The sequence below is a fragment of the Pantoea sp. CTOTU49201 genome, assembly GCF_032054795.1.
Lineage (GTDB): Bacteria > Pseudomonadota > Gammaproteobacteria > Enterobacterales > Enterobacteriaceae > Pantoea > Pantoea symbiotica.
This window is the reverse complement of record NZ_DAMBSA010000316.1, coordinates 2790-5543: the sequence shown is the minus strand read 5'-3', so window position 1 is coordinate 5543 and position 2754 is coordinate 2790. Positions and strand designations below refer to the sequence as shown.

Below are 2754 nucleotides of genomic sequence, written 5' to 3'. Positions count from 1 at the left end.
ACTAAAGCGCCTAAACGCGTAAATAAACCCAGCGCCAGAAGTAATCCAAACAGAGTTTCACAACTGGCGACAAACACCGACATGAACTCTGGAAAGGGAATGCCGGCTTCAGTGATGGTTTCCAGCATCAGCGCCTGATTAGCCGCAACAAACACTTTGTTAAAACCGGATGCGAAGAAGAACAAACCGAAAGCGACGCGCATGAGCGTCAACGGCAGGAAGCTAGCGTTTCCAGGGGATTGAAATAGAGTGAGGCATCGTGCCATCTGAAATCTCCTTAATAATTTAGGAGCGGTAGTATATCAGGATAGTCTGTTTTGGTGCTGTCTTAAGGCAAATTTCGCTGACGTCGCTACGTGAATTCTGCCAAAAGAGCAGGGTAGTACCCGCTGAAAATTCACGTAGCGCTGCCTGTTTTATCGCCAGGAATTACTTATTTTTGCCCATGGTCCAGGGATTTGGCGCTGAATCATCCGGCTTATCCGCAGCAAAATCATCCAGTGAATCCAGATAAAGTGCTTCAACTTCAGCGCGCGCCCACGGTGTGCGGCGCAAAAACTTGAGGCTCGATTTGACGCTCGGATCGCTTTTGAAGCAGTTGATATTGATAAGCTTGCCCAGTTCGGCCCAGCCATAATGGGCGACCAGCGCATTAATTTGCATCTCAAGCGTCACGCCGTGCAAGGGATCTTTGGAGCGATGATCGTTCATAGGAAATCCTTAAAATGTTGACGGCAAAGGTTACAAGAAAGCCTCGTCAGCGGCAATGGTGCGATCTTCATTGCCGTTAAATGCGGTACACTTGTTGCCAGAAAATCACTATTGGACGGTACGCTATGAACGACAAGAAAATGATTTCCATCGATCAATTCAATCTCAATGAACGCGTCGCAGTAGAAGAAGCGTTTAAAGGATTGATGGAGAAGTATCGCCAACGCACCGGCAAAGAGCCGGATGCAAAGAAAGAGAAAGATTTCACGGCGGAAGCCCGTCAGCAAATCATGACGACGAAACTGGCCAAAGAGAAAGCGCTAGCTGAGAAAGCAAAGAAAACGCCAACGCGCAGGAAGAAGCCGGAATCGCTGAAAGAGAGCGAGGTTAGCGATTTCAACTGGAAGGCATCAGTGATCAAAGGCCGCAGATAACGGCATCGTTAGTTCAACAGTCCGTTGCCAGAGATATCGCTGGTTACGGATTGTTGGTGAATGAGGTATTTGAAGGCAGGTGATGGGCTGATGGTGATTTGAGTGCGCGCTTAGGTACTTAATTTAACATAATCATGATTATGCGCACTTTAGTTATAGAGGCAAAGCTGACCTGGCCGTTCTGAGCTAAGCTTACCTGGCCGCTTCGGGCTACCTGCTGAGGAACCTGATATGGCGGCTTCTGGTGCGGAGTTTTTCACGATGAACGAAGTTAACCGGCTTAAAGTTATTCAGGACGTTGTCGACCGGCGGCTGACAACCCATCTCGCTGCTGAGCGTCTCGGTATCTCCGACAGGCACTGCCGTCGCCTGCTTCAGCGCTATCGTACAGACGGTCCGCTGGGTATGGCCGATCGGCGGCGCGACAAGCCAAGCAACTATCAGCTGCCTGCAGGCCTTGCTGAACGTGCCATTCAGATCATTCGCGAACGCTACGCTGATTTTGGCCCGACGCTCGCCTGCGAGAAGCTGGCCGAGCTGCACGGCGTGACGCTGTCTAAAGAGACCGTGCGCAAGCTGATGATGCAGTCTGGCCTCTGGATCCCGCGCAGGCATCGTGCACCAAAAATCCAGCAACCACGTTACCGCCGCGCCTGCGTCGGCGAACTGATACAGATCGACGGCTGCGATCACCGCTGGTTTGAAGAGCGCGGCCCGGCCTGCACGTTGCTGGTTTACGTGGATGATGCGACCAGCCGCCTGATGCAGCTTCACTTCGTCCGCTCCGAGTCCACGTTCACCTACTTTGAAGCCACGCGCGGCTACCTGGAGCAGCACGGCAAGCCGCTGGCATTTTACAGCGACAAGGCCAGCGTGTTCCGCATTAACAACAAGAATGCGGCTGGCGGCGACGGTCAGACGCAGTTCGGTCGCGCGATGAACGAGCTGAACATCACCGGCATCTGCGCCAACACCAGCTCTGCCAAGGGCCGCGTGGAGCGTGCGCATCTCACGTTGCAGGACCGGCTTGTCAAGGAGCTCAGGCTGCGTGATATCAGTACCCCCGATGCGGCTAACGCCTTTGCCGCTGAGTTCATGGCGGACTACAACCGGCGTTTCGCGAAGGCACCGAGGCATGATTTTGACGTACACCGTCCGCTCGATGCTGACGACAACCTGAACCAGATATTTACCTGGCGCGAGCTACGCAAGGTCTCAAAAGCGCTGACGGTCCGTTACGATAAAATGCTGTTGCTGCTTGAGGATAACGATGACAGCCGCCGCGCGATGGGGAAATATCTGGATGCCTGGCAGTACCCGGACGGCCGCGTTGAACTCAGAAGCAACGGTACGGTTCTTCCCTACTCTGCTTACGATCGGCTGTCTGAAGTGGATCAGGGAGCGATCGTGGATAACAAGCGGCTTGGCCACGCGCTGGCTGTTGCTCAGCTGATGCAGGAAAAGCGCGATAATACTCGGTCTCAGGCTCTGCCGGCTGGTAACGGACCAAGTCGCAGAAGTGCCAAGAAAAATCCGGCTAAAAAGCGGCAGCGTGCGATTAACGAAGATGATCTGGTTGAAGCTCTGATCGATTTACAGACTCAGGCTC

The 2754-nt window shown here is 53.3% G+C and carries 4 protein-coding genes; 2 read left to right on the top strand and 2 right to left on the bottom strand.

The annotated features are described in order from the left end of the window. A partial coding sequence (locus RTY00_RS18710) for a DoxX family membrane protein (protein ID WP_312665442.1) occupies positions 1 to 266 on the bottom strand: 266 nt, incomplete at its 3' end. Positions 267 to 429: 163 nt separating this feature from the next. Further along, positions 430 to 711 (bottom strand): VF530 family protein, encoded by a 282-nt coding sequence (locus RTY00_RS18705; RefSeq protein WP_312665441.1) that lies wholly within the window; start codon positions 709 to 711, stop codon positions 430 to 432. A 125-nt stretch (positions 712 to 836) separates the two neighbouring features. Here RTY00_RS18705 and RTY00_RS18700 point away from each other — a divergent pair, with 125 nt between their 5' ends. Continuing rightward, on the top strand, positions 837 to 1145 hold the full coding sequence (locus RTY00_RS18700) for a hypothetical protein (RefSeq protein ID WP_312665440.1): 309 nt from the start codon (positions 837 to 839) through the stop codon (positions 1143 to 1145). A 231-nt stretch (positions 1146 to 1376) separates the two neighbouring features. Further along, on the top strand, positions 1377 to 2754 hold a 1378-nt coding region (locus RTY00_RS18695; RefSeq protein WP_312665439.1), incomplete at its 3' end, for an ISNCY family transposase.

Excerpts from the sequence above, each read along its gene's own strand:
- RTY00_RS18705 (WP_312665441.1), bottom strand. The coding sequence starts at position 711 with ATGAACGATCATCGCTCCAAAGATCCCTTGCACGGCGTGACGCTTGAG.
- RTY00_RS18700 (WP_312665440.1), top strand. The coding sequence starts at position 837 with ATGAACGACAAGAAAATGATTTCCATCGATCAATTCAATCTCAATGAA.